We start from the raw sequence: 25480 nt of genomic DNA on the forward strand, positions 1-25480 counted from the left end.
ATCACCGGGGATCCAGAAAAAGGGGAATTCTGGGGGAGTCCGGTCGGTTTCGCCTAGAGCCGGATATCCCCGGGGCCTTCGACGAGCCTTCCCGATGTGCCCTCGATTCTCGCGAGAGGATCGTATCTCGCGAGGTCCCCGAAATCGACCCCGGTGAGCCCTTTGATGGTGGCGACCGGGACCTGGTACGTCTTGTACTCGCCGTAGGCGAACTCGAGGTCCGAGATCAGGTTCTTCTGCGTCTGGAGGTATGCCGTGGCTGAAAGCGTGCCGTCGTCCTTCACCATCGCGACCACCTTCCAGAACTCGGCCGGAATCCGGAACTCTCCCTTGTAGACGAGGTCGTCCTCCCGGAAGACCGGTCCGGTAAACACCGAGACACGGAGGCCGTAATTCCCGGCATTCTGCAGGATGTAATCCTCGAGCCGGAGCCAGGAGATCCGGTTCAGTTTCTTGTGCTGCGGGGAGCAGTTGGTGAAGTGGAACGTGTCTTCGTTCGCCTCGTACGCGTTGTCGCCCCAGACCGGGTCGATCCTCCGCACCAGGTGCCCCTGGTCGAGGTCGTTCTTCTCGTAGAGGTCCGGCCCGCACTGGAGGCTCCGGTCGATCCTCGGGTCGAAGTACCACTTGTCCGTATCGCGGCCGATCGACTGGAGCCGGCTGCCGTCGATGTTCACCGCGGTGAAGAACGCGAGGCGGCGGGATCTGCTCATCACCACCGAGAAATGGGTGTATTTCAGGTCCCGGCTCCCGTCCGCCGGTGTCGCGACGTCCTCCTCCTGTGCGGCAGAGAGTGCCGGGAGGGGAATGACGTGTTCGCCCCCCAGGAATGCGGGGTCGTACCCGGTCGACCCTTCGTACCATTCGGCAGCGAGTGCTCCCAGCGTCATCCCGGATGGCACGGCCGGGACCGGGACTGCGGGGACCTGCCCGAAGGCAGCGAGAAGCTCGTCCAGCAGCCGCGCCTGTCCGGGCTTCATGGCCTCCTTCCGGGAGGCGAGCGCTGCCAGGATGGCACTGACCCGCACCCCCTCGTTCGCGATATAGTTCATGGGATCGTTCGGATCCTGCACGCCGGCATGGTGGAGTGCGACCACCCTCCAGTCGTCTGAGAAGACCGGGGACCCCGAGGAACCCGGCTGGGTATCGGTGAGATAGTGGAGGAAGCTCTCCTTGACCCCGATCATCTGGTTCTCGCGAACCGCCACCGCCTTCGGGGCGCCTCCGGGGTGCTGCACAATGGACACGTACTCCCCTTTCATGATCTTGCCGGTCTGCCCGACGAGCGGCAGGTACCCGAACCCGTCGAGCGTCGTTCCGTCCTGCGACCGCGGTTCTACCGCGACCAGGGCGAAGTCGAGTGTCCTGTCCGTCTCGAAGAACCGCTCGGGGGCGAGGCGGAACGATTTGACCGGGAGCGGATACTGGTTCAGGTCGTTCTCGTAGTCGAACTGCGCAAGGCTGTATTTCGCATGCTCCGTGGTCTCGAGGATGTGATTGTTGGTCAGGAGAAGCGTCGGCGACACGAGAAATCCCGTCCCGTACCAGAGCACCCTCCCGATCGCGTCGCGGACCTCGATCCGGCAGACCGACCTGCTCACCCGTTTCCCCATCTCCAGGAAGGATATGGGGAAGAGATCGCTTCTCCCCATCACCCGTTCGAGGGCGAGAGAGTCTCCGGGGTCCAGGAGCTCCTTCCGTTCGTCGATCCGTTCCGGCGTCGCGTGACTGGAAGGAGTCCCGACGGCGAGCGATTGCCTGTACTCGTCCCAGTTGTCGATCGCCCGCATGAACCGCTCCGTCGCTGCTTTCTCCTGTTCCGCGACACGGTCCTTGTTACATTCCGTGAGTATCGTTCCTTGTCCTGGTATCATGGTTCGTACTACCCAGGAGATCGATTGATGAGCCTATTATATATTTATTACTCTAATAAAAGTAATAGAATATTGCCGGGATAGGATAGTGACAGCCTCGCAAAGCCTTCGAATTTCACGTTGCAACCCGGTGCCAGGGCGATCCCTAAGAGCACGCGAAAGGTATCCCTATCGTCCGGCGGAAAAAAGAAGGTGTCCTGTTACTGCAGCGCGATTCCGCCGGTGAAATTCACGATGAAGAGCTGGATCCCGTCGGTCTGCGGCGGTGAAAGCGGGGTATGGTCGTTGTTCACCAGTTCTACGTAGAAGCGGTGAATCCCCACCGGGACGCCGGTGAAGGTATGGGAGGTGCTTGCCGAGGGTGCCCACACGGATTCCAACGGTATCCTCGGCACGATTGTCTACTGGATACACCCCTGCAAATTTTTCCTGGAACTCCCGGTCTCTAAAACTGACCCCGCGAGCCGGAATAAACGCTCCGTTACCGGTCGGAGGAAGGATCACTCCGTTCGCTCGAAGCCTGAATTCAATGAACGGGCGAACAGTTACTCTACCGCAGGGAATTTCATAACCTTTTAATCAGCTCGGGAAAAATACTCCATTATCTATGAAAACCGGCCGATATACTCTCCTTCTGGTAATCCTCCTGCTGGGTTTTGCCATTCTCGCCTGCGGGTGCCTGAACGCGGAAGATAACGTGCCGCCCTCCGGCGACCCGGACAAGACCCTCGCCCTCGCGGATACCGCGTATGAACAGGGCCGGTATCGTACGGCTTCCGCGCTTTACGACCAGGCATACGGAGAGTATACCTCCGCCGGGAACACTTCCGCTGCCCTGGAAGCACGAAACGGGAAGTTCCGGGCGAAGAGGATGATTCTCGAATTTCCTTACAACCTTTCGGGGGTTATGACGGCCATCAACGAGACTTTCCCGGACGTCGCCCCGGTCCGGAAGGCGGGATGGATCGTGCCGGGAGAGAGCCAGCAGATCGTGTCGGATAGCGAGGTGCTGTACTACGAAGGTACGGTCAAGAACATCTACTTCCACAACCCCGACCTCATCCGGGCCCGCATGGCTGCGCTCGGGCACACTGCGATCTATGACCAGGCGGCTGCCGTCGCCCTGGGACCGGTGCCTCCCGGGGACGGGCCCTACGTTAACCCCGTGACCTTCGAAGGGACGGGGACACTCACGGTGCCGGGGGATACGCTCCCCCCGAACGGTACCCTGCGGATATGGCTCCCCCTCCCCATAGAGACCGACTCCCAGCGGGAGGTTGCGGTGCTCTCGGTCGAACCGGCACGCTACATCGTATCCGGGCCGGATACCACCGGTGACATCGGCCTGGTCTACCTGGAGATCCCGCTGGAAGAAGTGTCCGCCGGGGACCTCACGGTCTCCACACGGTTCCGGTTCACCGAATACGAGCAGCGGTTCACAATCGACCGGGCGAAGGCGGGAGTATACAATACGAGCGATCCCCTCTACATCGCCTACACGAGCCCGGGGGACAATATCGTGATCACGCCGGAAATGGCCGCGAAGGCCCGGGAGATGGTAGGGTCGGAGACCAACCCCTACACGCAGGCGAGGAGGATCTACTGGTATATCATCGGGAACAATGCCTACAGCCTGGCCCCCCACCTCATGCTCGACACGGCGGGAATTCCTGAGTCCTCCTACATGCTCGAGACCGGCTTTGGGGACTGCGGGACCCAGAGCATGTATTACGCCGCACTCTGCCGGTCGCTGGGCATCCCGGCGAGGGCCATCGGAGGGTACCAGCTCCTGCCCGGGGTTGAAGGGACCCATTTCTGGGCGGAGTTCTACCTTCCGGAGTACGGCTGGGTCCCGGTCGACGTGACGATCGCGGAAGCGGCAGACTGGTCGTTCAACGCCACCCCCGGGGAGCGTGAGTCATTCCGGGACTATTATATCGGAAACCTGGACCCTTACCGGTTCGTGATCCAGAAGGATGTGGACATCCCCCTCGACCCCGACCCGGGCGATGCGGTGCTCTTCTCCACCGTGCACCAGAAACCCGCGGTGCTCTGCGACACGTGCACTGAGGACATGGAGCTCGTCGCCGTAGAACACTGGAAGATGGAGTTCCAGAGGGTGTGAAGGGACGGACCTTCCCTCATAAAGGTTAAAATCGTCGGGCATTCCACTACTACGTAGAAGACAGCGGTCGCGGATCCGGATGGGCTGATATGCGGTAAAACGGGATCCGGCGGGAGGAGGCCCGGGTTCCGGAGAGAATCCACCCCCGGGGCGGATCGTCACTGTGCACGAGAGAGGGTGGTTGGGTGAGATCAATTGCATCGGCTTATTGCCTTGTATTCTTTTTTGCCTGTGTTGTAGCCCTGGGACTTGTCGGTGTGGCATATGCCGGCAACGTGACCGGGGATGATGAAGACCAGGAGATCATCCTGGTATCCATGGCGCCGGAGATTATTCCGGGTGCGCTGCAGGAAACAGACACCTTTGCGGGACAACCTGAAAACACGCCGACCCCCGCTCCTACAGCGGGTGACGTGGAGCAGGGCACAACCTCCGCCGGTGAGGACCAGAATGTTCCACCCGGCCAGGAGGACGCTCAGGACGTACCTGGTTCTCTGTTGCAGCCCGCCGGGGAAGATCCTTCCCCGGGACCCACTCAGGAAGTGACACCGGACGATTTGGGGGAGATCCCGGCGACGGGGAATACCCTCCCTATGTCCCCGGGAAATGAGACGGAGAACCTCCCGCTGCCCCCGAATCCGCCCGATGAGCCGCTTCCCACGGCCGGGACGAGCGGTACCGGCAACGAAACCCTTCCTGCCGGTGACCCGGATTTCATAATGACACCGGCTCTGCCGGGGACGGAAAACGTGACGGCCCTCCCCGGGGACCTGAATGGGACTATTCCCGCAATCGAATCGGATATTGCATCGAACACGACATTTCCCGGCGCAGACCTGAATGAAGCCGTTCCGCCTGTCGATTCAAATATCACCGCGAATACGACATTACCAGCTTCAGACCTGAATACGACATTTCCTGCGATTGATGGAAACCAGACTCTCCGGGCCGCAGATCTCAACTCAACCTCAACCCTTCTTACAGCCGACCCGAATGCAACGCTTCCCTTAGAGTGGATGAATGGAACCCTGCCGGATGCCGGTCTGAATACGACCTTCTCCTGTGACGAATCGAATACCACCGGAAACGAGTCATATCCCTACGGCCTCCACGATCCGCCGCTGAACAGCACCAACTGGCTGGGCAGCGACGGTGCGTACTACTGGGTGATCAACGAATCGGGCTACTATCCGATAGACTGGTTCAATTATGCGGGGGACTTCGTAAACGGGGTCCTCACTACCGCGAACCCGTACGCGATCCTCATCCAGGCCTCGAACGTAGTACTGGACGGAATGGGCCTCATCATCGACGGGGCCGCGAATTACGGGATCGTGGTCAACGGCTCCAGCCAGAACGTGATGGTGACCAACTTCACTATCCTTGAAAAGACCTACGGGGTCCTGTTCGACGGTGTCACCTTCAATGCTTCCGCGACGGGCGGGGGCGATCTCGCCACCGGGGGGCAGGCGGCACCGGTGCCGAACACCATCTCAAAGGTGAACGCGAGCGACAATACCTATGGTATCTATGTCACCAATAGCGACAATGTCACCGTGACCGGTAACACGCTCACTCGCAATACCCACGGCATCAGGCTCGCTGTATCGCATAACAGCACGCTCTCCGGGAACACAGCGGAAGACAATACCAATACCGGGATATCCCTTCTTTACTCGGACAATATCACCCTCTCCGGAAATTCGGCGTTCCGCAACCTGAAATATGGCATCTCGCTGGTCGGTTCGAATAACAATACGCTCTCCGGGAATACGATAAACGACAGCGTAGATCGGGGACTTTCGCTCAGCGATTCCGATAACAATTCCCTGTCGGGCAATTTCGTGTATCGCAGCCGTGGCACCGGGATCTCCCTCAGCGGGTCGAATAACAATGCCCTTACCGGAAATATCGCACAAGACGGGCTGGACTACGGGCTGAGCCTCACCGTATCAGATGACAACACCCTGACCGGGAATGAAGCGTCTAATAACTCGTTGAGCGGTATTTTACTTGCGAGCTCGAGCCATAACGCCCTCTCCGGGAACGCGGCGAACAATAACCTGGGACACGGGATCTCCCTCTCCCTTGCGTATTACAACGACATCTCGGGAAACACGGCGGGAAACAACACAGGGAACGGGATCTCGCTCGCGACCTCGAATTACAATACACTCGATGGAAACCAGGCGGATAATAATACTGAAAGTGGGATTTCCCTCTCCGCATCGAGATTTAATGCCCTGACGGGAAATTTTGCGAACGATAACGGTGCAAACGGGATCTCTCTCTTCTTGTCAAGGAACAATACCCTGGCGGACAACGAAGCGGCAGGGAATGTCCTGAATGGCACGATCCTCTCGGGCTCTAACGGGAATAACCTGACCGGGAATCGGGCATCGTCCAACGGGATGAACGGGTTCTCCATCTTCGAATCGGATAACACTCATCTGGCGGAGAACATCGCCCGGGACAACCAGAATTCCGGGATCTACCTCGGATATTCCAATGGCACCACGGTAACGGATAATGTCGCGACCGGCAACAGTTTCGGTATCACGGCAGTCTCGACGGCATACACAGTACTCCTCAACAATACCGCGAATGAGAACAGAAATTCAGGTGTATGGATCGATAATTCGGGAGATACCAACCTGACAGGGAATACCGCGAATCACAATGGCAATAGTAACGCAGGCAACAATGGATACGGGATCTATCTGAACGGATCTTCCAATAATACGCTTTTCGACAACACCGCTCACGGGAATTATGGCGGAGTGGGAGCCCCTGCATCAGGATCCCATAGCAATGGGGGTACCGGCGGCAGCGGGTATGGTATTTACCTGACGGGATCGGGTTACAACGACCTCATCAATAATACGGTATCCGGGAATCTGGGAGGGATCGGCGGTACCGGCTATGGTGGCGGCGACGGCGGCAACGGCTATGGAATATATCTGGACGGTTCAGGCCAGGTCAATCTCACCGGGAACAACGCGAACGGGAATTACGGAGGAGCTGGCGGTACGGGCGACCGTAACGGCGGCGACGGGGGCGACGGCTACGGAATATACCTGTATGGTTCGGAGGAGGCCAGCCTGTCCGGGAACACCGCAAACGGGAATTACGGGGGTGCCGGCATTACCCGCGACAGTGGCGGCGACGGTGGCGATGGCTACGGAATATATCTAAACGGCTCGAGCCAGACCAATCTTACAGGGAACACCGCGAGCGGGAATTACGGGAATTTCGGGGGTACAAGTACTGATGGTGGCAGCAACGGAGGCAGAGGAGGCTCGGGATACGGCATTTACCTCACGGGATCTCATTACAACAACCTGACGAATACTATAGCAAATGAGAACCGGGGTGGCAGCGGAGGCACTGGAGATAGCTACACTACTGGTGGGAGAGGCGGGGCCGGCGGCAGCGGGTACGGTATCTCCCTTTCCGGTTCGAATTATAACAACCTGATCAACAGCACCGCCAGTTCCAATTATGGTGGCATTGGTGGTAACGGGGGTGGAACCAGTAGTGATTCAGGTACCGGAGGCAGCGGGGGTGCCGGCGGCAGCGGGTACGGCATCTCCCTTTCCGGTTCGAATTACAACAACCTGATCAACAGCACCGCCAGTTCCAATTATGGCGGCGCTGGTGGCGCTGGCGGCAGTGGCGGAAGCGGAGGCACCGGAGGCAGCGGGGGTGCCGGTGGCAGCGGGTATGGCATCTCCCTCTCCGGTTCGAATTACAACAACCTGATCAACAGCACCGCGAATTCCAATTACGGGGGCAGTGGCGGCTTGGGAAGGAGTGGAGGCAGCTACAGGGCCGGGAGCAATGGCGGCGCTGGCGGCAGCGGGTATGGCATCTTCCTTTCCGGTTCGAATTACAATAACCTGATCAACAGCACCGCCAGTTCCAATTACGGAGGCAGCGGCGGCAATGGCGGCAATGGCGGCAGGGGTGTTCCTGGCGGCGCGGGTGGCACCGGGGGGGCCGGCGGCAGCGGGTATGGTCTGTACCTGACCGCTTCGGGGAGTAACAACCTCACCGGGAACAATGCGACGCAGAATTATGGCGGCAACGGCGGCGCTGGTGGTCAAGGGGGCAATGGAAACGAGGGCACCAGCGGCACGGGCGCAACAGGAGGGGTCGGGGGTAGCGGTGGCGCCGGCGGCAGCGGGTATGGTCTGTACCTGACCGCTTCGGGGAGCAACAACCTCACCGGTAACCTCGTGAACATGAATTATGGCGGCACGGGCGGCGTGGCAGGCAACGGAGGTAATGGTGGCAGAGGCGGCACTGATTCCAGAGGTGGCACTGGCGGTGCCGGGGGCGTTGGCGGTGCTGGCGGCAGCGGCTACGGGATTTCCCTGACCGGGTCAGGCAACAACACCCTCACCGGGAACAATGCGACCTGGAATTATGGCGGCATCGGGGGCATTGGTGGCACTGGCGGCAGCGGGGGCACTGGTGGCGACGGAAGCTGGGGTGGCATGGGCGGCACTGGTGGTGCCGGAGGCGTTGGTGGCACCGGCGGCAGCGGGTATGGGATTTCCCTGACCGGTTCGAGCAACAACAGCCTCGCCGCGAACAATGCGACCTGGAATTATGGCGGCAACGGGGGCACCGGCGGCGTTGGGGGCACCGGGGGCACCGGCACCATCATTGGCGACGGTGGGGCCGGTGGTGCCGGGGGTGTTGGCGGTGCTGGCGGCAGCGGCTACGGGATCTCTCTCTCCAGTTCGAATTATAACACCCTCACCGGGAACAATGCGACGCGGAATTACGGCGGCATTGGCGGTACTGGTGGAACTGGTGGCACTGGCGGCACGAGTGGCAATACCCAGGATATGGGACATGAGTATCCTTATGGCGGCACCGGCGGCATTGGTGGAACCGGTGGCATTGGCGGTAGTGGGTATGGTGTCTACCTGATATTGTCGGGCAACAACAACCTCACCAGTAACCTTGCAGATTGGAATTATGGTGGCACAGCGGGCATTGGCGGCAAAGGGGGCACAGGGGGCACCATCGGCATTTCAAACGCCCACGGTGGCAGCGGGGGAGCGGGAGGCATAGGTGGCGCTGGCGGTAGCGGGTATGGGCTGTACCTGACCGGTTCGGGGAGCAACAACCTCACCGGGAACCTCGCGAACTGGAATTATGGTGGCAATGGGAGCGTTGGAGGAGCCGGGGGTAATGGCGCAAGCGGCAGCACCATCGGCAACGGTGGCAACGGCGGCAACGGGGGTGCGGGTGGCAGCGGGTATGGGCTGTACCTGACCGGTTCGGGGAGCAACAACCTCGCCGGTAACCTCGCGAATTGGAATTATGGCGGCATTGGGGGCCTTGGAGGTACCGGGGGCACAGGCACCATCCAGGGCACGAATGGGAATAAAGGGTACAACGGCGCCGGCTACGGTATTTACCTCACAGGATCGCATTACAACAACCTGATCGGCAACAACGCGAGTTACAACGACCAAAACGGATTCATCCTCCAGAACGCCAACAACAATACGCTCACTGGGAACTTCGCGGTCGGGAACCTCGAAAACGGGTTCCAGGTTACAGGTTCCCATTATAACGTCCTGACGGGAAATACCGCGATGCACAACGGGGAAGACGGGTTCTTCCTGGACGGGTCGACTTACAGCACCCTCGATTCGAACAACGCCATCGGGAACCTCGGAAACGGGTTCGAGATCACCGGAACAGGGGTGGCATTCAACAATGTGCTCACCGGGAACACGGCATCGGGGAACGCGAATGGGACGTTCCTCGACGATACGTATGTCGATACCCTGGATAACAACACGTTCTCCGGAAATCTGCAGTACGGGGTCGTGCTGAACCAGTCCGGCGGAAACAACCTCACTTCAAACTGGATTACCGGTAACACCGCCGGAGGGATGTACATCGGACTTTCCGGAAACAACTTGATCTATAACAACTACTTCAATAACACCGTCAATGTGGTCGAACCCGGACCCATAACCTCTTATTCCGGGCTTTCAGGGGCCCTCCTCGTGAATACGTGGAACACTACGAAGACTGCCGGGATGAACATCATCGGTGGGCCTTATCTTGGCGGGAACTACTGGGCGACCCCTGATGATACAGGATGGTCGCAAGTCAACTATGCCGGTCCGGACGGTATCATTCCGCTCCAGTACAATATTACCGCGACCGAGATCGACTATCTCCCCCTTGGATATCCTTCCCCCACTCCGACCCCCACACCGACTCCGCCACCTCACTATCCTCCATTCCCGGTCTTCCCGGCCCCTCCGGGCCTTGTCTGGAATGCCGCCTTCACCGGGAATACCTTCCCTGCGACGATTTGCACCTGCGGAAGCGCCCCGGTGACCGTGACGGTGAACAACACCGGCACTACCGGGTGGCTTGAGCACGACCTGCAGTTCGGGGCCTACAACGACGCGGCGAATACGTTCTCCCCGGTGAGGGTCCCGCTCGACCCCGATACCTTTGTCTCTCCCGGATACCCCTACACCTTTTCCTTCACCCTCCAGGCCCCCTGCACGCCCGGGACCTACAATCTCCAGTACAGGCTGGTCAAGAACAACGGCGAATGGCTTGGAGATACACTTACGGTCACCGTAGTGGTGCAAGCCTGCGGGCAGGTGCAGGTCAGCGGTGTACCATCTTCAGGGATCTCGGCACACGACCTGATTGTAGAAAAAGCGGGTGCAGGACCGGCGATTCACGCAGGTTCCGTTCCGGAGGACTTCGCCACGCTTCAGGCACAGGCACTGGGACGGTATTCGGCGAAGTCAACAGGGAAACTCCAGAGCCACCTGTCAGGTTCGTTCCCGGCCGGATTCCTTACCGCCTTCATTGGTGTCCCGGGACTATCCCAATAACCCTTTTTTCCCGGACTGCAGAGGAGGAAATTCTCTGTAAAGGACGTTTCGATAAAAAGTGCGGTTTTCGTAGTCTGATATTATGATGATTTGCTGGGTTGGGAGTAATTTTCCAGAAAAGCCAGGCCCTTTCCGTATGTTTGAAGGGAGTTCCTCAGTTGTCGGGAAAAAATAAAAAACGGGACCTGGAGAGGGAGAGGGTGATCTCGTGGAGGGGTGCGAGGAAGTCTTTCCGCCGTTCCTAGGCCCTGCCGAGTACTTCAGCGATTGCGGACCGGATCGCGGGGTCCTGCTCCGGGTCCGCTGAACGGGCCCTGAGTTCCTGACACGCATGCTCGCTCCGGATCGCCGCGAGTGCCGTAATGGCACTGATCCGGATCGCGAGGTCCTCTTTCCTGTCGTCGAGGTGTTCCACCAGCACATCGATCGCCCGACCGCTCCGGATCTTTCCGAGCGCCTCGATTGCATACCTCCGGATCTCCGGGTCCTTTTCTCCGCAGCAGAGGATCAGGGGGCGTACGGCCCTCGGGTCCGCGCTCTCGCCCAACCGGACGATCGCCACCATCCTCTCTTCGCGGTTCTTGTCCTCCAGCGCAGCATCGATAAGACGGTAGATCTTTCCCGTCCCCTCGCGATCGCTAAACCACTGCCCTCCGGGCATAATCACGCTCATGTCCATGAAATCACCAGAAACATCATCAAAACCCAATCCCGGTCCTTGCCAGAGAAATGGCGAAAGACCAAATCAGCGAGTGAAAATCGGCTGCCGCTTCTTGAATACGGCACGTACCCGTCCTGCTCTCGTCATCTCCAGGTAATCGGACTGGTACATTGTATTTCAATCGTAGTGCGAGAATAAAAATGTTATCCCGCTTTTGGGGTGCGGATCACCGTCACAAGAATGGCTATAGTAAATAATATATTACATTATGTTTAAAGTATCTTACAATATGTCAAACAATTGCGATAATTGCAGGATTACATCTCCGGTTCGTGCGGGAGGGGACCCGTTGCATTCCCGGTACGTGGTATGGGGCCTCACCATGGCCCTGTTCGTGGCCTGTATCCTCTTCGCCGGGTGCGTGCAGGACACCGCATCTGCCGGCGTAACACCGGGAACTGGTGCTTCCGGCCCGGCCACGCAGCAGACTACCGATATCCACGCGTCAGGGACTCCCCCTGTCGCCCGGGATCTACAGGGTCAGGCGAATGGGACGGCACCCGTCCCTGACGGGGATGGGGCCCGGGTCCAGCCCGCGGGCATCCCGCCCGATGGAGGAGCGACGGGGCCGGGAGGCCGGATGATGGAGTTCGACCTCGCTGCTGCAGCGGAAACGTTAGGGGTGACCGAGGAGGAGTTATCTGCCGCCCTCGGGGATACGAGCCAGGGTCCGGGAGATATCGCCGCGGCAGCGCAAGTGCTCGGTGTGACCGAACAGGAGCTCCAGGCTGCCCTGGGCGGACCCGCAGGAGCCCCTCCGGGAGATCAACCGACAGGAAACCCGCCGTCGGGGGCGCCGCCGCAATGAGCGAATGATGTGGGAACATGTCCGGCCTGTCCCGGGCCGGAATTCATGAAATCTTTCTTTTCGTTCTCCGGGATTACTGGAAGCGCCTCCAGGTCTTCTTTATGGTATTTCCTTCACGTTTGAGTCGCTCGCGGAAATCATGCCGCTCGATATCCCGAACTTCCATCCTGAGATCGGAGAACTCCAAATTGAGCGCCTCCCCGAGCACCAATGCCTCCGCCCCCGGGGAGATCGGGGCGAACCATCTTTTCCACCATCCGCCCGTTGACTGTTCGCGGGTTTTATTTTTATCATCGGAAACCGGCAACCAGGACGCGTGGAGTCCTCCAGACTGGAGATTATCAAGGTTCCAGGACGGAATACCAGTCCTTCCGGAGGGATTCTTCCCCGTTCTCCCCTCGCAAAAAAATTATGCTTATATATTCACAAGGTGAGCTGATCGCTATGGAAGGGAAGAAGATAGGGCGGGAGGACTTTGAAGCGCTCATAAAAGGCGAAAAGGACATCACCTCCTATATCGAACTCGACACCGCGGCCGGCGTATATTCGGTGTTCGGGGTGAGAACGGCCAGCAATCCCAATTACCTGGTCAAGGCCATTTACGAGATGTACGAGGCGAACCTCAACAGGAAACTCGCCGTCATGGCCGTGAAAAACCTGTTCCGGTCCGTCGGCCTGGGCTCGGTCGGCCTGAACAACCTGCTCAAAAAGCTCGGGCTCACCCTCAGCCCGTCGGAGTTCCTGATGCTGGTCTTTACGCTCCAGCACCAGCAGGGCTGGGGAGCCCCGTTCGAGCTCGTGGAGGCGAAAGAGACGCGGGTGGTGCTCCGCACGAAACAGACCTTCGAGGCGGCGGTAATGAAAGACTGGCAGATCCCGGTCTGCGGGATCCACCGGGGCTGGATCGAAGGGGTACTCACGGCGGTCACCGGGAAGAACTGGTTCTGCCTGGAAACGAAATGCGTCGCGAACGGCGACGAGTACTGCGAGTTCGTGGCGGACCAGCGTGAGGCGAGCTGGAAGTGGAAGGCCGAGGCGATTGCCAAGGGCGATTCGGCCATCACCGAGTACATCGAGCACAAACCGCTCGAGGGCAAAATGAAGCTGATCGACGACCCGGTGGTGATCATGCCCCGGTTCATCTTCACCTCGATGATGAACTCGCTGAAAAAGACCATGGGCGAAGCCCCTGCGAGCGGGGTCAACTACCGGGCCTACATGGAGGTCGGAAAGGAGAACGTCCAGCATTACAAAACCATGGGGATTACGAACCCGAACACGCTCTCGGACATGGCGTTTGCCTTCTACTCCCAGATGGGCTGGTTCCGCATCGTAAAGATGGAATGGAACGAAGCCAAGAAGTGCAAGACTATCACCCTGGACTACACTGCGGAGTCCGAGGCATTCGGGAAGAGCGAGAAGAACGTCTGTTTCTGCACCGCCGGGCTCCTCGCCGGGATCATCGAGGGCGCGTTCGGGATAAAGGTCCAGGGAAAAGAGATCCAGTGCCGCTCGAAGGGCGACCCGCACTGCGTCTTCACCATCACCAACCGGCAGGACAATAATAAGTAATTCCCTGCCGAATCTTTTTTCGGGAAGAGCCGGCTCCCTTCATGTTATTCAAAGGGGGAGCAGAGAAATCCGCCCGCACTCTGCAGCTCAGCGCGTACTCAATAAAAAAAGACGGTTATCAGGGATACCCTTTCGAGTCGGGAGGGATGACAAACCAGAGCCCTCCGAACTGGTTCAGACCCTGGCCGGTGGTCTGGCCGGGGCTCGAGTCGGCGACATAGTAATAGAGCGGCATTCCTTTGTAGGCAGTCTGCATCTTCCCGTCGCTCCGGGTGAACGATCCGAAGTCGGAGGCGTTCAGGCCGGAGGGGACCGTGATCGTCGGGGCATAGAAGATCGGCCACACCCCCACGCACCCGCCGGTGCAGGCGCTCTTGTCCCGTGAATCGATGGTGAAGTTATAGAGGGTTATGCCTTTCCCGTCGACCAGGAAGGTACCTAGGGCGCTCGTGGAGCCGGTCTTGACCGTGTACGCGGGATCCGTCGCAGCCGGTGTTGCGGTCGCTGCGGGGGTAGAGGGAGAGGTGGGCGTGCCGGTCCCGCCGGGGGTGGAAGTGCACCCGGCAATCAGGAGTGCTGCGATGACCGCAGCGATAAGTAAGATCCATCTTTTCTGCATGGTCGGTGCTCCATTCAGTGAGTAGGAACTATCTTACGATATTTAACGGTTTGGTTCGGGCGGCCTCCGCTGCCCGGGACTGACCTCAAGGCCGGCCCCGCCGGGTTCGCAATCACCCCACTCCTCATCCGGGATGGCACGCCACGGGAAAACCGGAGATCAGTGATATCCTCCCACCAGCCAGTATACTCCGGCGAGGGAGACGACCCAGACCAGGTACGCTCCCCCGAGGCTTTCGAAAAAGGAGAACCGGTTCAGGAAGAGGAACATCGCGGCCATGAAGAGTGCGGTGGGGATGACGAAATAGAAGGAGTTCAACGCGAGCTGTTGCGCCGTGGCCGCGTTCGTCTCCGCGTATACGAAATAGAATGCGAGCGTGGTGATGATCGGGGCGGTTGCGAGGATACCTCCCCATTTCGGGTTGATCTGCTCGGTAAGGACGGTCGTCCCGGCGACTACAGCCCCGCCGACCACGAACTTGAGGAGCAGTGCGGAATAGTCCATAGTGTCCCGGAGGGGTATGAGTGCGATGGGCAAAATATCTTGGGAGGGACGGCACGGGGTTCGAAGGAGTAGGAAGATTTCTTGGGATGATCATGCATTCCCTTCTATTTATGCACTATTGTAATAACAGGGCGAATTCCATGAAGGTTTAGGATTTATCTCGTGAAACCTGGCCCGAACGATACAAGGATTACGAAAAAGAGTATCCGGAGAGTAACATGATCAATGCCCGCGAATGACTGGCTCCGGCGTTCGGGTTTCGTTCAATAAAGGGTGTAGCCTTCGATGAAGTGATACCGGACCTTGCTCTCGAACTCGTAATATCCAAGGGACCGTGCGTGCTCATAACACGCGAGCGCCTGATCCTCATCTCCCAGGATATCGAGGGAACGGCCTTTTTCGTACCATGCCGCACCGCAGGACGGGTCCAGTGCGATGACCCGGTCGTAGGAATGTACCGCCTCCTCATTTCGCCGCCAGCCGGCAAGGCAGAGCCCCCGTTCGAACCATGCCAGGGTGTTCGAGGGTTCGAGAGAGAGGGATCGGTCGAAACAGAACAGGGCCTGCTCGAATCTTCCGGCGCGAACCAGGCACCTCCCGAGAGTGATCCACACCGGCACCGCAGCGGGGTGCAGATCGAGTGCGATGGAGTAACATTCGGCAGCCTCGTCGTACTTCCCCTCTTGGAAGAGGGCATCTCCCTTCCCCGTCCAGGCATCCACGTAGGTCCGGTTTTCGGCGAGCACGTGGTCAAAGTACGGAACTGCATCACGGGATCGCCCCAGCCGGGTGAGACACCTGCCAATCCCCACCCATGCGTCGGGAAGCGCCGGGTCGACTTTTTGGTCCCGTTCGAACCAGGTGAGGGCCTCTTCATACTTACCCAGGTGTTCCAGGCAGATCGCTTTTCCTGCCATAGCCTCGGAGTTTTTCGGGGCGAAGGCAAGTATACGGTCGTAATACCCGAGCGCCTCCTCGTAACGGCCCATGCGTTCGAGGCTTATCGCGATCCCGGACAGGGCGGACAGGCTCTTCTGATCCTTACCAAGCACCCGGGTGAAGGAGAGGATCGCCTCCTCGTGGTGCCCGCCGAACAGAAGCCCCTCTCCGCGGACCAGGTCCGGGTCCTCGGGCGCACTCCGGAATCGTGAAAACAGCGACATTCTTGTGCCCGGGTCGTTACGGAACCCTTGCGGCGGCGGATACTTTAACGTATGCAATGAGGCCGGTCCGGCCGGAAATCCGGCAGGGGCCGAATAGAGGGCGGACTCCGTGGTATCGTGACCATGACTGTACAACACTTCCCGGTCCGCTATAACCTCCAGGTTCAATAAATTCAAATAGGATGGAAATACTTCCCCTGCTATCGATGGTCCGGATCCCCACGCCGGCCCGGTACCAAGGTGGAGGGAAGACGACCCTCCGGAGGGGGCTCCTGCCAGGCTCCCGCCGGGGATCGTATTCCCTGCTGCCGGGCACGTGCCGGGGTCCACCCGACCTGAGATGCCGTCGCCGGGACGAGATGATCCCTGACCAGGAGGGCAACTGCAGCACCATCCACCCCCCGGTGATGACCACACACCACCCTCGTCACCATCAATGGCCGCCGGTACACCCGCTCGAGTCCTCTGGGTGGCGGCCATTGACCGATTCATATTCTTCCGGAGGGAATACACACCCGTCCGGGTCACCCCGCCGGTATGCCTGACGCTGCTTCCGTCTCCTGAAAAATCCGGTTCGTATAACCGCCCGGTTCAAAAAATTCAAATACCTCCGGCCGGTGTTCTTGTATAATGGCCTGAAATCCGGTTCCGCCGGGTGCCAGGCGGGAAGAGCAGGGCTCCGGGACCCCCTCCCGGCTCTGCACCACGCTCTTCTTTCCTGGCAGCCCGGTGGATCGTTCCGGCCAGACCGAGAGGGGATGCGGGGGGAACAATAACCCTCTTTATGGCACACGCACCTTTGCCCACCACCTTGTTACCTCTCCCCGGATCCCCACACCGCCAGAGACTACCTGATGTATACCTGTTCAACGCATAGTGGAACTGCTATTCATCCCGCGGGATCCGTGATGTTCCAGGACAGCACGGGAGACGTCACACCATGCAGCCCCGCGAATGCGACCCGACAGGCCGTGTGCGGAACCACGGCTTTGGGAAAAGAGCGTGATCAACATCCTTACCACGTGACATTCCTGGAAGCTTCGCCCCTGCCACTGTTCCAGCCCCCGGAGCGATATCTCCTGCAGTAATGTACCCTGGCAAATATCGCTCAATATGAAATAAATAAAAGGATCCCGGACTTCCCACGTTCAGGCGTATCCTGTCGGGGCGCAGCAGCGGCCGGGCGAAGCCCCGGAGCGTCATATGCCATGGAGTTCTTTTCTTCAACTACCCTTAGTGAAGCCCTGAATAGTGTGGCATATACGAATGAAATCGAGGATGTCAACAGAGTGTAAATGAGAAAAAGTTAGAGGGCTCCCTGCCCGGAGAGTACCGGCGTCGGCTCGGGGGTTGCTCCCGGCGGGAGGGGGACCACGTTGACCGTCACGCTCGACACCACGGGCGGTGAGAGCGGGGTGTGGTCGTTGTTCACCAGTTCGACCGAGAAGGTGTGCTTCCCGGGGGTCACGTTCGTCCAGAGATAATAGGCGTAGGGAGTGGGCACGTAGGTGCCTGCGGCCGTTATTGCCGGCTGCCCGGGTGTCGTGGGCGCGTCGACATCCATGAAGTAGTGGAGGTGCCCTTCACCGGCGACGTTCGATTTGCCCAGTTCGCTCACAAGGTCGAAGTTCTTCACCCAGGCAGTAACTATCACGTTGGTCCCTTCTACTGTTCCACCCTCTGCCGGCCTTGCGATTCCCAGCTGCGGCGCTGCGCCCGGGGTGCCCAGATCGAAGGCCACCACCGACGGTGCGGATCCCGATCCCACCGGCCAGATAAGATAGTTTCCTGCCGCTGCGGGCCAGGCATTAATGAGACCGGGTGCCTGGTGGGTCCAGAGGATCTTCCCGGTATCCTTGTTTACGGCGTAGATCATGCCATCGAAGGTCGCGGTGAAGACCAGGTCGTTCACGACCGTTACCCCCGAGAAGATCTCCGAGTCGAAGTTCCGCTCCCAGAGGATCTTCCCTGTGTCCACCTGAATCGCGGTCAGGTTGCTGGTCCCCTGGCCGTAGGGCTGGAGCCCGCCGCCCGGCGGGAAGGAGATATAGGGTGCCCAGTTCGCGTAGAGGTTGTTCGTCCCGGTATAGACCACCCCGTCGGCATACGCCATGGGAGTTTCGATCCCTCCCTGGTAACCGGGATAGACGATGACGGTCTCGTTAGGGAGGTTTACCAGGTTGTCGTTTAAGTGAATCCCCACCTGGGTGACCCAGAGGATCGCCCCGGTGTCACGGTTGAACGCGAAGACCCGTCCCCACTTGCCGCCGCCGATGGCGATCTCCTGGGTGACCCCGTTGATGTTCGCGGTGGTCAGGATGGGGGAGAGCTGGAAGTCCATGTCGGTATTGTCGTGGGCGATGGTCTGGGTGTACCACTGGAGCTTCCCGTTGTTATCGAGGGTGACGAGCGAGTCGCAGTACAAATTGTTCCCCGGCCTGGATGCCCCGTTGGGGTATTCGGGCGTACCTGCAAAGGGTGCAGGGTTCCCGGTGCCCCAGAAGGAGTTCCCGGTGTTCACGTCGATGGATGCCGGGAACCAGCAGCCTCCTCCGCTGTTCAGCTCGGGGTGGCCCCAGAAGTCGGGCGACTGGATGGTGTTGAACTGCCAGAGGACTTTGCCGGTCTGCTGGTCGAGGGCGTAGATGATCCCTGCTGCACCTGCACGGTAGCCCTGGGGGGTTGTGGAGATGAGCACCTTGCCATCGTAGACAGTGGGCTGGTCGAGGATCCCGATGGGGGCACCGAAGGAGAGGTTGGTGGTCCAGAGTTTGTCCCCTGTCTTTGCATCGACGGCCGATACGCTCGTGGGGTTGCTCGCCCCGAAGACCTTACCGTAACCGACTGCCGGGCCGTTCGGGCCCACCACGCCGGTGGAGTCAAAGGTGGTCATCCACGTGATCGCGCCGGTATCCCGGTCGATGGCAAAGAGCCGTCCAAGGAGGTCCTGGAAGTACACGGTGTTTCCCATGATCAGGGGGTTTGTCGATGCCCCGCCGAAGACTCCCGATGCGGTGATGGGCATCATCCAGGCGACCTCGAGGTTCTGGACTGTCGCCGAGCTGATGGCGGAGTCGGTGGTCCACCGGGTGCTCTCATAGTCCCTCATCGGGAGTGGCCAGTCTTTCGCGTACTGGGTTACTTCGGACGGGACGCTCCCCGCACCCGCAGAAGGTCCGGTGGTTGGCGTCGGTGTCGCAGCTCCTCCGCCTGGGTTCTGGGTGCATCCTGCACACAGGATGAAGGCACCTGCCACGAGCAGAAGAAGAAGAGAAAAAACTACGCGGGTTCTCATGACCGAGCCATATCCGGTGAAAGGAGATATAGATTTCTCCTCTTTCGATCGGAGATCGGAGAGATCTTCAGGTGGTAACCTGCAGGATGGGGATGTGTGGAATGAAAAAAAGAGTTGGTGGACCTGGTGGTAATCAGTGTAAGATCATGATAGTGAACTTGGCGATGTCTTGCTGTATCTCCTCGGTTACCCTGAGGTAGCTGTAATCCCCAATGAGATCGCTCCAATCTGACATGTCCGGGCCTAACTGCGTAGTCAGATTCAGGTAATACTCACCACCCGTCCCCGTGAGATGGTACGACTGGAGGGTTGAATTGATAACAAAGGGGGAATCGGTTCCGGGGAGATCCTGCCCGGAATCTGCATGGATGATGGAACCGTTCGTGATCCCGTTCAAGGAGGAAACATTCCCCTGGCCGTCATACGTGAGGTTGGTCCATGTCCAGTATGACCCGCCCCGGTCGGAAACACCCGTGGCAATCTTCCCGCCTGTCCCGTCAAGGGTGACATTCTGCCAGGCGGCCGCCCCGGTGTCCCCCGTATCGGAGGGAAGGAACGCGAGAAGGTTGCAGATCGTGCCCGCCGCCGCCTCCTGGTCGAAGTAGAGGCTGCCGTTGTGTACTTCGGACCATGCAGACGCGGAATCTCCTTCCGCATCGGTCCCCGTTGCGGATGCATAGCCGTTGTTGACGACGAGGCTTCCGAAATCACCGTCCTGCCGGGCATACGCCCCGCTGCCGAACACCACATCAGTTCCGGTCACGGTGATGAACCCGGTTCCCGCCCGGCCGGTCTGGTTGAAGTCGAACGGGCCGTCGGTTGCGGCTTCCACGATCGCCCGGTCTCCCCTGGCCGACATCCCCACGCTGGCCGAGGAGAGAGAGCTCCCGAACGTGCTTCCATTCGCGTGCTGTGACGCGTATACTCCATCGAAACCGGGAACCAGGCCGAGCAGCACGACTTCGGTGCCCAGGGTCCCTGCTTCCTGTTCAACGCTGGCGGAACCCCCTGATACCAGCGTCGCAGTCCAGGCCTTGTCCCCGGACGGGCCGATCACCGAGCAGCCGGCAAACGCCTCCCCCGCTTCCGCTTCCAGGGACAGGTCCTGTGATACGACGGGCTCGGTGAAGATCGGTCCCGGTTCCAGATTCAGGGTTCCCTGAGAGACGGGAGTGATCGTCCCTCCCGAGACCGCCGCAAGGGACAGTCCTTTCGTGCCGTCATCTCCCACCACGAGCGTCCCGGAATACTGGCCGCTCCCGGTGGCTCCCTCGAACGTAAAGGTCGCGGCACTCGCCGCGGCGACGATCAGGGCCAAAACGAGAAATCCCGCTATATATATCGGTTTCATGATATTCTCCGGATTCCGGACTGATAGGAGAGCACCTTCGAGAACGCAGTGATCTCCCCGGATACCGTGGTCGTCTCGCTGTACTGGACGTCCTCGCCCTTTCCGATCAGGTATGCGTCCACGTCACCGAAGGGCTCGAAGTTAAAGGTCCCAAGGGTGGTGGTCGTCCCTTCCTGCAGGTGGGCGCCGATGAATGCCGAAGCGGACCCCGAAGCCGGGATGTCGCCGAACCCGGTCACTGTTATGGAGTAATCGGCGGCAACCGGTACATCGGCCGATGCCGCAACGTTTCGCTCCGACGCGGTCGTGGCAAGAGACATGAGGGTCATGTCCACATCGCCGCCCATTTCAACAATGTTGCAGAACTCCGGGGTGATGCCGGTCGATGCGGCGGCAAAAGGACAGATGAACAAATCGTCGGTGATCCCGATCGATCCCGCTCCGTCAACCACCATGTCTTCCGAGGAGACCGCCCTTCCGGTGTCAAATCCTACGAACTCCAGGACTTTCGAGGTCTCGAGGTTTCTCGTCCCCACGACCTGGTTCGCGGTGTCGAGGGCCGAAGACTTGACATAGCCGATAAGGCCCTGGTCCGCAACGGTATTTTCAGAATATGCTATGGAATACTGTACCTCACCGGGCGTATCGGTAAGGATATCATCAAAAACGGGCAGTTCGGGGACCAGTACGGCCCCACCGTCCGTGGAGACCAGTACGCTTCCGGCAGGACTCAGGAGTGCATCGAGGACCAGGTTCGAGATCTGCCAGGTCATGGAATCGGATTCCGTCGCGGTGCCGAGCACCGTCATGGTTGTTGCCGAAGAGAACCCCTGCGTCTCGGGGACCGCAGGAGGCGGGATGTCTGCACATGCGAGCGGGAATAGGAACAGCAGTGCGATCACTATCGTTATTTGAATACGCGGTTTCACTGGTTACCACCGTTTCACTGAGCAGTGTCAGTTGATGGTGCTGGAACCGGTGCCGGCATAAAGATTCCTCTTACGGGCCTCCGGGTCGATGGCGGTTCAGCGTTATCGGTCGTGAAAAGGGATACTACTGCACGATCTTTTCGGATCCGGGTACCGGCCGGACTTAGGGGACACGTATGAAAATCGGGAGAATTAAAAAAAAACGAGGGGGATCGGGTTAATGGTTCCCGACCTTCGCGTCAAAGTCGCCGAGCCCGGTATAGGCATAGGCGTAGTGAAGATTCACTTTCCCGGTCTTCGAATCGATGTCCGATCCCAGTCCTTCGAGGTTTGCATATGCAGTCATGTTGTAGTTGTTCAGCGTGCCGTTACGGCCGAACTCGTACAACCCGGCCCCGGTGCCGGAGATGGAATCGTCCCCGATCACAGGGATGAGGTACGGCGAGTTCACGGTACCTGCACCTGCCGCAGACGCGGAGGCGATGTACCCGATCTTGTTCTTGTTCGTGTTGCTGAACGTGACGTTCACCAGGGATTCGTCACCTATTGCATTCGAACTCTTCGCGAGGACCTGCCCGTCGGAACCGGTTACGTTACTTACCTGGAGGGCAAGTGCAGCGGTCACGTTCCCGGGCTCTCCCGCATCGACCTCACCGGCCAGTGCGAGCTGGGCGAACTCCAGAGTGCCGTTCTCTGACGATGAGAGCACGAATCCGCGGTCTCGCTGGGAATCGACCCCGAATGCGAGGGCAACGGATTCCTGGGGACCTGGTGCGGTCTTCTCGAAGGTGCCGATCTGGCCGGCAAGTGCGCCGTTGACCAGGAAGTCATCCGAGTGTTCACACCCGGTATCGACATTCACACCGCCGGCGACCCCTACCTGGGCAAGCCTCCCGGTCGAGTTCCCGGAAGAGGCCGCGACCACGAGGGCGGCGTCATGTCCGGCTGAGAATGCACCCGTAACTGATTCGATCTCTCCGCCAGCGGTCTCTCCCTCTACTGCCTGGAAGCCGAACGCACCCGAACCTTCCGCATGCGGGTCATCGCCGGAGCTTCCCAGCATGTCCGCATCGAGGTCGACGTCGGCATTTCCAGCACCCACGATCTGGAGGAAGGAGAGCGAGCCGTTCTCCACGCGTGAATCGGTGAAGACCCTGTTGTCGTTCGAGTCCGATGCCCTGCCGGACACCATCCCGTTCCCGGCGACACTGTTCCAGAACTCTCCACCCTGGCCGGCGAGGGCCGCGTCAACTCCCACGCTGGAGTCACCATGGCTCGCCGATACGGTGCCCGCAAGGGCTCCCTGGCCATAATTGAAGAAGTTCCCGTTTGTCCGGAGCCTTACCTCAGCGTCGTTCCCTTCTGCCGAGGAAGCCTCCGTCACTGATGAAATCGAACCGGTAACATCTCCCTCCAGATACTGGATGCCGAAGGCACCGGAGCCTGATGCCTGGGGACTGGAACCGGCCGCTTCAAGGAGGCCGGCGTCGAAATCCACGCCGGTGTTTCCGGCTCCGACGACCTGGACGAAGAAGAGGGAGCCGCTCTCCATTCTGGTTTCGGTGAAGGCCCAGTTCCCGTCCGAGTCCGATGCCTTGCCAGATACTATCCCTCGTTCATCGGTCCCTAAATCTCCTCCCTGGCCTGCGAGGGCACAGTCGAGTCCTACATCCGCCGGTCCGAGATCTGCCGAAGCAGAGCCCGCGAGCGCAGCCTGAATGTATTCGAAGGAACCGTCAGTGCGTACTCTTACGGCTGCACCGTTGCCCCCTGCAGATTCTGAGATCGTGCTGGACGAAACCTGCGAAGCGGCGAATCCGTCGATATCCTGCACGGCGAAGGCGCCCAAAGCGTTTCCTCCAAGCGCATCTTCCACGGGCCCGCCTGCGAGCAGGTCGACTGCCACATCAAGGGTGCCTGCACCGACGACCTGGTCAAAGAAGAGAAAACCGTCCACTACATCAGTGCGGGTCGCTGCGGTGCTGCCCTGTGCATCCACGGCGGTCCCGGATATGCGTACGTTACCTGTGCCGTCAGATCCGAGGGTCCCGGTTCCCTGGATGTCGCTTCCCGACACCCCGCTCTGGCCTGCGATTGCACCGTTCACTCCCACGGAGACGGGGTCAAATGCGACCGAAGCGCTCCCGGCCGCAGCACCCTGGATAAGGTCCAGCATGCCGGTGGTATTCACGTCCACCGAAGCACTGTCTCCCTTCAGGGAAGTCGCTGCGCTGGCCGAATGCACGAATCCTACGGGGGCCGGACTCGACAGAGCACCGAAGCCTCCCGTCGAGACCTCCTGGCCGGCGTATACGCCGGTGAGGTCGAGCATCCATATCGAACCGTCGAAGGTCCCGGCTTCCTGGCTGATCGTCGCCGCTGTTCCGGCCAGGTCGGTCGCAGTCCAGGCCTGGTCGCCCGAAGCGCCGATGACCGAACAGCCTACGAACCCTTCGCCGCCTGTGGCGTCAACGGTCCATTCCTGTGATACCATAGGGTCGTTCTCGGGCTCTACGGCGGTAGTGGAATATTCGGGTTCTTTCATCGTCCCGCCGGAAACACCTGCGAGGGACAATGCCTTCGAGCCGTCGTCCCCGACGACCAGCGTCCCCGAGTACTGCCCGTTTGAAGTCGTGCCTTCAAAATTGAAGGTCTGTGCGCCCGCCGCCCCGACCAACAGGGCGACAAGCAGGACTCCGGCAAGATACGTCAGTTTCATGCCGTTCTCCGTATTCCGGACTGGTAGGAGAGCACCTTCGAGAATGCGGTGATCTCCCCGGATACCGTGGTCATCTCGCTGTACTGGACGTCCTCACCCTTGTCGGTCAGGTATGCATCCACGGCACCGAAGGGCTCGAAGTTAAAGGTCCCCAGGTACGTGGAGGATCCTTCCTGAAGGTGGGCGTCGATGAACGCTGAAGCGGACCCCGATGCCGGTACATCCCCGAACCCGGTCACCGCGATCACATAGTCCGCGGCAACAGGAACATCGGCCGATGCCGCTACATTGCGCTCAGATGCGCCCGTAGCGAGCGACATTATGGTCATGTCCACAGTGCTGCCCATCTCCACGATATTGCAGAATTCGGGAGTGATGCCGGTCGACGCGGCGGCAAACGGACAGATGAACAGGTCGTCGGTGATCCCGATCGATCCCGCCCCGTCAACCACCATGTCTTCCGAGGAGACCGCCCTTCCGGTATCTAACCCTACGAATTCCAGGACTTTCGAGGTCTCGAGGTTTCTCGTCCCCACTACCTGGTTCGCGGTGTCAAGGTCCGACGACTTGGCATAGGACACGAGGCCCTGGTCCGCAAGGGTATTTTCCGAGTATGCAACGGTATACTGCACCTCTCCCGGCGTATCGCCGAGGATATCGTCAAAGACAGGAAGGTCCGGGACCAGCACGGCCCCGCCGTCAGTGGATATCAGTGCGCCCCCGGCGGCACTCAAAGTTCCGTCAAGGTTCAGGTTCGAGATCTGCCATGTCATGGAATCAATTTCCGTGGCCGTCCCGAGGACCTGCATGGTAGTCATTGAAGAAAATCCCTGGGTTTCCGGAACAGCCGCGGGCGGGACATCCGCACAGACCGCCGGACACAGGATGAGCAGCGCAATGGCTGCCGCTA

At 59.6% G+C, this 25480-nt stretch carries 16 protein-coding genes; 4 read left to right on the forward strand and 12 right to left on the reverse strand.

Annotated elements, in window-relative coordinates; translation table 11 throughout:
* Window positions 1–53: 53 nt before the first annotated feature.
* Together J2741_RS07585 and J2741_RS07590 are read right to left on the reverse strand one after the other, a co-directional pair.
* Window positions 54–1874, reverse strand: a complete 1821-nt coding sequence (locus J2741_RS07585) for a DNA/RNA non-specific endonuclease (RefSeq protein WP_209674493.1) — start codon at window positions 1872–1874, stop codon at window positions 54–56.
* A gap of 200 nt (window positions 1875–2074) precedes the next feature.
* Window positions 2075–2254, reverse strand: coding sequence for a hypothetical protein (locus tag J2741_RS07590; RefSeq protein WP_209674497.1), 180 nt, complete (start codon window positions 2252–2254; stop codon window positions 2075–2077).
* A 227-nt stretch (window positions 2255–2481) separates the two neighbouring features.
* Here J2741_RS07590 and J2741_RS07595 point away from each other — a divergent pair, with 227 nt between their 5' ends.
* Window positions 2482–3999: a transglutaminase-like domain-containing protein gene (locus tag J2741_RS07595; RefSeq protein WP_209674499.1), complete on the forward strand. Its 1518-nt coding sequence runs from the start codon at window positions 2482–2484 to the stop codon at window positions 3997–3999.
* 185 nt (window positions 4000–4184) lie between these two features.
* The gene (locus tag J2741_RS07600; protein ID WP_209674501.1) at window positions 4185–10889 is read left to right on the forward strand and encodes a NosD domain-containing protein; all 6705 of its coding nucleotides are present in this window, start codon (window positions 4185–4187) and stop codon (window positions 10887–10889) included.
* A 241-nt stretch (window positions 10890–11130) separates the two neighbouring features.
* On the opposite strand, the gene J2741_RS07605 is transcribed toward J2741_RS07600, so the two are convergent.
* Window positions 11131–11562: a HEAT repeat domain-containing protein gene (locus J2741_RS07605; protein WP_209674503.1), complete on the reverse strand. Its 432-nt coding sequence runs from the start codon at window positions 11560–11562 to the stop codon at window positions 11131–11133.
* Window positions 11563–11839: 277 nt separating this feature from the next.
* On the opposite strand from J2741_RS07605, the gene J2741_RS07610 reads away from it, so the two are divergent.
* Entirely contained in the window at window positions 11840–12418 is a 579-nt protein-coding gene (locus J2741_RS07610) for a hypothetical protein (RefSeq protein ID WP_209674505.1), read from the forward strand.
* 73 nt (window positions 12419–12491) lie between these two features.
* On the opposite strand, the gene J2741_RS07615 is transcribed toward J2741_RS07610, so the two are convergent.
* Window positions 12492–12725 (reverse strand): hypothetical protein, encoded by a 234-nt coding sequence (locus tag J2741_RS07615; protein WP_209674508.1) that lies wholly within the window; start codon window positions 12723–12725, stop codon window positions 12492–12494.
* Between the two features lie 137 nt (window positions 12726–12862).
* On the opposite strand from J2741_RS07615, the gene J2741_RS07620 reads away from it, so the two are divergent.
* Window positions 12863–13990 carry a V4R domain-containing protein gene (locus tag J2741_RS07620; RefSeq protein ID WP_209674509.1) on the forward strand — a complete coding sequence of 376 codons (1128 nt, stop codon included), beginning with the start codon at window positions 12863–12865 and terminating at the stop codon, window positions 13988–13990.
* A gap of 118 nt (window positions 13991–14108) precedes the next feature.
* Here J2741_RS07620 and J2741_RS07625 read toward each other — a convergent pair whose 3' ends face one another.
* The 8 genes from J2741_RS07625 to J2741_RS07660 all read right to left on the reverse strand — a co-directional run bounded on the left by J2741_RS07625 (window position 14109) and on the right by J2741_RS07660 (window position 25388).
* On the reverse strand, window positions 14109–14609 hold the full coding sequence (locus J2741_RS07625) for a COG4315 family predicted lipoprotein (RefSeq protein ID WP_209674511.1): 501 nt from the start codon (window positions 14607–14609) through the stop codon (window positions 14109–14111).
* A gap of 159 nt (window positions 14610–14768) precedes the next feature.
* Window positions 14769–15113 carry a GlpM family protein gene (locus J2741_RS07630; protein ID WP_209674513.1) on the reverse strand — a complete coding sequence of 115 codons (345 nt, stop codon included), beginning with the start codon at window positions 15111–15113 and terminating at the stop codon, window positions 14769–14771.
* Between the two features lie 263 nt (window positions 15114–15376).
* The gene (locus tag J2741_RS07635) at window positions 15377–16276 is read right to left on the reverse strand and encodes a tetratricopeptide repeat protein (RefSeq protein WP_209674514.1); all 900 of its coding nucleotides are present in this window, start codon (window positions 16274–16276) and stop codon (window positions 15377–15379) included.
* 1306 nt (window positions 16277–17582) lie between these two features.
* The gene (locus J2741_RS07640) at window positions 17583–19571 is read right to left on the reverse strand and encodes an outer membrane protein assembly factor BamB family protein (protein ID WP_209674515.1); all 1989 of its coding nucleotides are present in this window, start codon (window positions 19569–19571) and stop codon (window positions 17583–17585) included.
* A 133-nt stretch (window positions 19572–19704) separates the two neighbouring features.
* The gene (locus J2741_RS07645; protein WP_209674516.1) at window positions 19705–20922 is read right to left on the reverse strand and encodes a hypothetical protein; all 1218 of its coding nucleotides are present in this window, start codon (window positions 20920–20922) and stop codon (window positions 19705–19707) included.
* Window positions 20919–21851 (reverse strand): hypothetical protein, encoded by a 933-nt coding sequence (locus tag J2741_RS07650; protein ID WP_209674517.1) that lies wholly within the window; start codon window positions 21849–21851, stop codon window positions 20919–20921. Before J2741_RS07650 ends, J2741_RS07645 begins: the two co-directional genes overlap by 4 nt.
* Before the next feature lie 217 nt (window positions 21852–22068).
* Window positions 22069–24570, reverse strand: a complete 2502-nt coding sequence (locus J2741_RS07655; protein WP_209674518.1) for a hypothetical protein — start codon at window positions 24568–24570, stop codon at window positions 22069–22071.
* Window positions 24567–25388 (reverse strand): hypothetical protein, encoded by an 822-nt coding sequence (locus J2741_RS07660; RefSeq protein ID WP_209674520.1) that lies wholly within the window; start codon window positions 25386–25388, stop codon window positions 24567–24569. Before J2741_RS07660 ends, J2741_RS07655 begins: the two co-directional genes overlap by 4 nt.
* Window positions 25389–25480 lie beyond the last annotated feature (92 nt).

Origin of the sequence: Methanolinea mesophila, assembly GCF_017873855.1 — an archaeon.
Classification (GTDB): domain Archaea; phylum Halobacteriota; class Methanomicrobia; order Methanomicrobiales; family Methanospirillaceae; genus Methanolinea_B; species Methanolinea_B mesophila.

What these genes read in the sequence shown, in the direction of transcription:
- J2741_RS07585 (WP_209674493.1), bottom strand. Translation starts at nt 1,874, where the DNA reads ATGATACCAGGACAAGGAACGATACTCACGGAATGTAACAAGGACCGT.
- J2741_RS07595 (WP_209674499.1), top strand. Translation starts at nt 2,482, where the DNA reads ATGAAAACCGGCCGATATACTCTCCTTCTGGTAATCCTCCTGCTGGGT.
- J2741_RS07605 (WP_209674503.1), bottom strand. Translation starts at nt 11,562, where the DNA reads ATGAGCGTGATTATGCCCGGAGGGCAGTGGTTTAGCGATCGCGAGGGG.
- J2741_RS07610 (WP_209674505.1), top strand. Translation starts at nt 11,840, where the DNA reads ATGTCAAACAATTGCGATAATTGCAGGATTACATCTCCGGTTCGTGCG.
- J2741_RS07620 (WP_209674509.1), top strand. Translation starts at nt 12,863, where the DNA reads ATGGAAGGGAAGAAGATAGGGCGGGAGGACTTTGAAGCGCTCATAAAA.
- J2741_RS07625 (WP_209674511.1), bottom strand. Translation starts at nt 14,609, where the DNA reads ATGCAGAAAAGATGGATCTTACTTATCGCTGCGGTCATCGCAGCACTC.
- J2741_RS07630 (WP_209674513.1), bottom strand. Translation starts at nt 15,113, where the DNA reads ATGGACTATTCCGCACTGCTCCTCAAGTTCGTGGTCGGCGGGGCTGTA.
- J2741_RS07635 (WP_209674514.1), bottom strand. Translation starts at nt 16,276, where the DNA reads ATGTCGCTGTTTTCACGATTCCGGAGTGCGCCCGAGGACCCGGACCTG.
- J2741_RS07640 (WP_209674515.1), bottom strand. Translation starts at nt 19,571, where the DNA reads ATGAGAACCCGCGTAGTTTTTTCTCTTCTTCTTCTGCTCGTGGCAGGT.
- J2741_RS07645 (WP_209674516.1), bottom strand. Translation starts at nt 20,922, where the DNA reads ATGAAACCGATATATATAGCGGGATTTCTCGTTTTGGCCCTGATCGTC.
- J2741_RS07655 (WP_209674518.1), bottom strand. Translation starts at nt 24,570, where the DNA reads ATGAAACTGACGTATCTTGCCGGAGTCCTGCTTGTCGCCCTGTTGGTC.
- J2741_RS07660 (WP_209674520.1), bottom strand. Translation starts at nt 25,388, where the DNA reads ATGACTACCATGCAGGTCCTCGGGACGGCCACGGAAATTGATTCCATG.